Annotated in this window: 6 protein-coding genes; 5 read left to right on the top strand and 1 reads right to left on the bottom strand. The window is 33.3% G+C overall.

Annotated features, from left to right (window positions below; all coding sequences use genetic code 11):
- The 5 genes from L6Q46_RS12825 to L6Q46_RS12805 all read left to right on the top strand — a co-directional run.
- Positions 1–442, top strand: a 442-nt coding sequence (locus L6Q46_RS12825) for a S41 family peptidase (RefSeq protein WP_291284638.1), incomplete at its 5' end; no start/stop codon positions are given.
- 61 nt (positions 443–503) lie between these two features.
- Positions 504–959 (top strand): nuclear transport factor 2 family protein, encoded by a 456-nt coding sequence (locus tag L6Q46_RS12820; RefSeq protein ID WP_291284637.1) that lies wholly within the window; start codon positions 504–506, stop codon positions 957–959.
- 87 nt (positions 960–1,046) lie between these two features.
- Positions 1,047–2,444, top strand: a complete 1,398-nt coding sequence (locus L6Q46_RS12815; RefSeq protein ID WP_291284636.1) for a S41 family peptidase — start codon at positions 1,047–1,049, stop codon at positions 2,442–2,444.
- 29 nt (positions 2,445–2,473) lie between these two features.
- On the top strand, positions 2,474–3,343 hold the full coding sequence (locus L6Q46_RS12810; RefSeq protein WP_291284635.1) for a DUF5694 domain-containing protein: 870 nt from the start codon (positions 2,474–2,476) through the stop codon (positions 3,341–3,343).
- A 175-nt stretch (positions 3,344–3,518) separates the two neighbouring features.
- On the top strand, positions 3,519–4,262 hold the full coding sequence (locus L6Q46_RS12805; RefSeq protein WP_291284634.1) for a hypothetical protein: 744 nt from the start codon (positions 3,519–3,521) through the stop codon (positions 4,260–4,262).
- A gap of 90 nt (positions 4,263–4,352) precedes the next feature.
- On the opposite strand, the gene L6Q46_RS12800 is transcribed toward L6Q46_RS12805, so the two are convergent.
- Positions 4,353–4,677, bottom strand: a 325-nt coding sequence (locus L6Q46_RS12800) for a T9SS type A sorting domain-containing protein (protein WP_291284633.1), incomplete at its 5' end; no start/stop codon positions are given.

Raw genomic sequence — 4,677 nt, 5'->3', positions numbered from 1 at the left:
ATTTAGTTCCGAAAAGTTAGGCTCATTAATTGATGTGAGAGGAAAGTCTAATTCGTGGTTTTATAAGGATGGAAAATATTACGGCGATGATTACAAAGGGTGGCATGTTTCAAAACCATATAAATTAACTTCTATTCTGCCTATTGCAGTATTGACGGGTAATCAAACAGGTAGTTCCGGTGAAGTTGTTAGCATATCGTTTATTGGTAATTCTAATACTAAATCATTTGGGCAGCCAACCTGGGGTTTGACAACTGGTAATGGAAGTTTTGACTTAAAAGACGGATCTCAAATATTTCTAGCGTCAACAATAATGGCAGACAGGAATGGCAAGAAATATAAAGCTAGTATTCATCCTGACATACTAGTTGAGGACATAGCAGAAACGGACAATGATGAAATAATTGATGCAGCGATTAAATGGATTTTTAAGACAAAATGAAAGCATTCCAAACATTCATCAACAAATGAGCAAAACCATTAATAATCTAAAATATAGACAAATGAAACATGTATTGATAACAATTTTAGCAATACTTTATTTTACTTCTTGTAATAATATTAGTACAACTAAAATGGCAACGACGGAACATGAAAAAATCGTAAAACAGTATTACGATCACTTTAACAATCACGAATGGGTTAAAATGGCGGAAATGTATTCGGAAACTTCTGATTTTAAAGACCCTTCACTTGGAAACGGTATCGTTAAGCAAACCAGGCAACAAATAGTTGAAAAGTATTCTGGACTCAGTAAAATTTTCCCTGACGTAAAAGATGAAATCGTTCAAGTTTATCCTTCAAGTGATAAACATATAATTGTAGAATTTATCTCAACAGGAACTACATCGGACGGTTCAAAATTTGAACTTCCAATTTGTACAATTTTTACGATTGAAAATGGAAAAATCACAAAAGACTTTACCTATTATGACAACTTTGAAGAGCCTGAACAATAATGATAAGGAAGTGTGAATCGCCAACCGTGATTTAGTAAAATGTCGCATCAATTTACAATAAAAAAGTAATTTTTAATCAGTAATAATATGAAACAACTTCTTACATACTATCTACTTATTGCTTCATTTTCTACATTCGCACAAATGTCTAATACGCTTACTCCTGCTGCAAAAGTTTATGGTTTATCAAGATTTTGGCAAGAAGTGAACTACAACTTTGTGTATCTAAGCAAAGTAAATAAAAATGAATGGGATAGCACTTACCTAACGCTAATAGATAAAGTTCAGAAAACAGAAAACGACTACGACTATTATCGATTAATGAAACAGTTTTGTGCCATGCTTAAGGATGGTCATACAAATATTGATTACCCAGAGGCTATACAGAAAAAACTTATGAAGACCATGTTTGGAGAGTATAGGATATTTATTGAAAACATTGAACATAAGGCTATCATAACGCGTGTAAACCCCTCTAAAAAGGAAATTATTCCTCCGGGAAGTGAAATAATAGCTGTAAACAATCTTCCTATCAATGAATACTTAAATAGATTTGTTTCTCCCTTCATTTCCTCTTCTACCAGTCATATTATTGAAGATATTTCAACGGAAGAAATGCTACAAGGATTAGAAGGAGAAAAATACAAGTTGAAAATAAAAAAAACTAACGGTGAAATTATTGAATTAGTAGTTGAGCACTCAAAATGTTCTGAAACTGAAATATATCCAATTAAAAATGCTGATAATAGCTTGCTTAGTTTGAAATGGAAAGAAAATAAAACCGCATATCTAGCATTAAATTCATTTCAAGACAAAACCATAGATTCTTTATTTGTAAGCAAACTCCCTGAATTGTATGAGGCAAAGGCATTGATTATAGACCTCAGGAATAACGGCGGTGGAAATGGTGATTATGGATTGGAAATTCTTAAATATCTAATACCGAATAAAAAGGTTAGCGGTTCAAAGAGCAGAACCAGAAACCACATAGCCACTTACAAAGCTTGGGGAGAAATGACAAGCCCAAAGGATACGACAAATAATCCAGATTATTGTAAAGCATATCTAAGTTACATTGGAGAATACTACTATAATTTTCCTCAGGCACCTAGAACTTTAAAAACGAGTCAGAAGAGATTAATTATACCTACAGCTGTTTTAATTGGTCATAATACAGCATCTGCCGCAGAGGATTTTTTGGTATATGCTAACAAACAGCCACATTTTACTAAAATCGGAGCCCCAACCTTTGGAAGTACTGGTCAACCTTATTATTTTCTTCTACCGGGAGGAGCTCAAGCCCGAGTGTGCACCAAACAAGATACCTATCCAGATGGAACGGAATTTGTAGGTTTTGGTATTCCTCCAGACATTTTCGTTGAACAAACTTTATCTGACTATCTAAAAAATATAGATACACAACTTGAAAAAGCTATTAATTTTTTAAATCAAGAACTTAATCAATCCAACCGTCAATCGAGATAGCTTTGCATATTTCATAAAATGATTTTACAATGAAAAAACAATTTACAATATCGTTTTTAATTCTATGTTATACTATACCTAGCCTTGGACAAGAGACTATAAAAACAGCAATGGATCGTTTCCCTGTTCTTAAAAAGAACACATCAACACCTATAATGATTCTTGGAACATTTCATTTCAATTTTGCAGAGAATGTAAGTGACGTAAAGGGGGAAAACAATTTTTATGTTCATTCTGAAAAGAGGCAAAAAGAACTACTTATACTAATTAAGAAAATCAAAAAATTTAACCCAACTAAAATTGCAGTAGAAATGATGTTACCAGACCAGCCTCTTTTAGATTCATTGTTTAATGAATATTTAACTAACAATTGGAAATTAGGGAATAGCGAAGTTTATCAAATAGGATTTAAACTAGCAAAGGAACTCCGCTTGAAAGGAGTAAATTGTGTTGATAATCGCCCAGTGCAAGTAGAAGTAGATACTACCATTCCAGATTTGGAATTATATGCAAGTCAACGTGGTGAATTGATAAAATGGGAAGCTTATAACGAACCAAACAACCTGACAAATACTTATATTGACAGCTTACGAACTGAGATGACAATCACAGATTATTTAGTTTTTTTAAATAATGAAATAGTGAAACATAGATACAAGCAGTTTTTCTTAACAGGCTTAGTAGATGTTGGAGTTGGCCACAACTATATTGAAGCAGATTTAACTGGTTATTGGAATAGGAGAAATACACGAATTTTTTCTAATATCAAGAAGCTTGTTGTATCTGAGAATGAGAGAATTTTAGTTATATATGGAAACAGTCATGCATGGATGTTAGAAGAACTATTTAGTGGTTCTCATGAATTCAATGTAATAAAAGCTGAAAGAATACTAAAATAATAACATTTGTAATTCTGTTGGCTAAGGAAATGGGAAGTATTACAAACTTAATGCCAAACAGTTTAACTAACCTTGTTTATTTAAATGACTATAAAATTCTTTTCTAACCATAATTAAATAACGAATGCATTTTAATTTTTTCAACTGTTTAACCAATTGCAATTCTAAGTTATTTTTGAAAAAGTACATGCTTTTTCAGGCAATTCTGGCATGTACTATTTCCCACCCTTGTTATTCTCAACAGGATTTAAAAAAAAATTCCTCAGAAATACCCGTGTCAACTACTTCTCAGAATTACACCAGAAAGTATTTGCAATTCACTGAAACAAAAAAAGGTTTAATTTTATTCCAATCGATTTTGGTTAGAACCTCTGACTCTGTATTTTACAATGGAAAAAAAAGCAGGGCTATTACTCAACGTTATCACATGCAGAACTTTATAGATACCGATTCCAGTATCTGTGATCCGCTTACCCTTGCCCCACAGGCTTATTACTCGAAACTCAACTCAGAGGGTTACAATGAAGAAGTAATCTTTATGCCCAAAACCATTCATAACAAAATTGTGTTTAAGGATACTGTTAAAACAAGTATCAAACCCAATACCATGTTCTTAAATGGGGTGGTAGAAGACGAAATTATTGCGCAACTTGATCTCTCGCAAGGTGAAACTTACAAAGTGAATGTTGTAAATCCCGGACTCCTGTTTATGGAATATCAACTAAAAATCAGCGTTCTTGGAAAAGAGTTTCTTGAGGTTCCAGGCTTTGGAAAAATACTCTGTTGGAAACTGGATGTGAATTCCGGAACGAAAAATGGCGCCACCGTTTGGTGTTCGGAAAAAGGTCACATTCAACTAAAAAAAACATTTGTACTGCCAGATGAAAATCTCTTCACGCGCGTTCTGCTTTTTAACTAATTCTTTGAACGTGAGAAAGAAGATCGCAAATAAAAACATGTCCCATTTGTCTTAATCCTTGAGGGGTTAATCAATTTATACAAATCATTCCTAGTGAATAATTAATTTCGCATTGGTTAACTTCGAGCTTCCTTCTTTCACTCTAATCACATAAACTCCCTCCGGCATTTCGGCCACATCCACTCTCGTTTCAGATTCGGTAAGGCTCCTGGTTAAAACAAGTTGTCCAAGCGCATCATAAACTTCGAGAATAGCTTTTTCTGATACATCATTCATTTTTAAAGTAAATTCATGACTACATGGATTTGGGTAAAGGGTGAAAAAGAACTGGTTGTCTGAAACTTTATCTATCCCCTGACATGCGCTAACAATTTGATTGCTGACCGCAGTGTTAGTACAAAGGTTATTATCACTA

The organism is Flavobacterium sp. (genome assembly GCF_023151265.1).
Classification (GTDB): Bacteria; Bacteroidota; Bacteroidia; order Flavobacteriales; family Flavobacteriaceae; genus Flavobacterium.
The sequence above is the reverse complement of the archived record's forward strand: the minus strand, read 5'-3'. Positions and strand labels throughout refer to the sequence as shown.

Bases quoted from the DNA above. Each gene is read 5' to 3' on its own strand.
- L6Q46_RS12820 (WP_291284637.1), top strand. From the start codon at position 504: ATGAAACATGTATTGATAACAATTTTAGCAATACTTTATTTTACTTCT.
- L6Q46_RS12815 (WP_291284636.1), top strand. From the start codon at position 1,047: ATGAAACAACTTCTTACATACTATCTACTTATTGCTTCATTTTCTACA.
- L6Q46_RS12810 (WP_291284635.1), top strand. From the start codon at position 2,474: ATGAAAAAACAATTTACAATATCGTTTTTAATTCTATGTTATACTATA.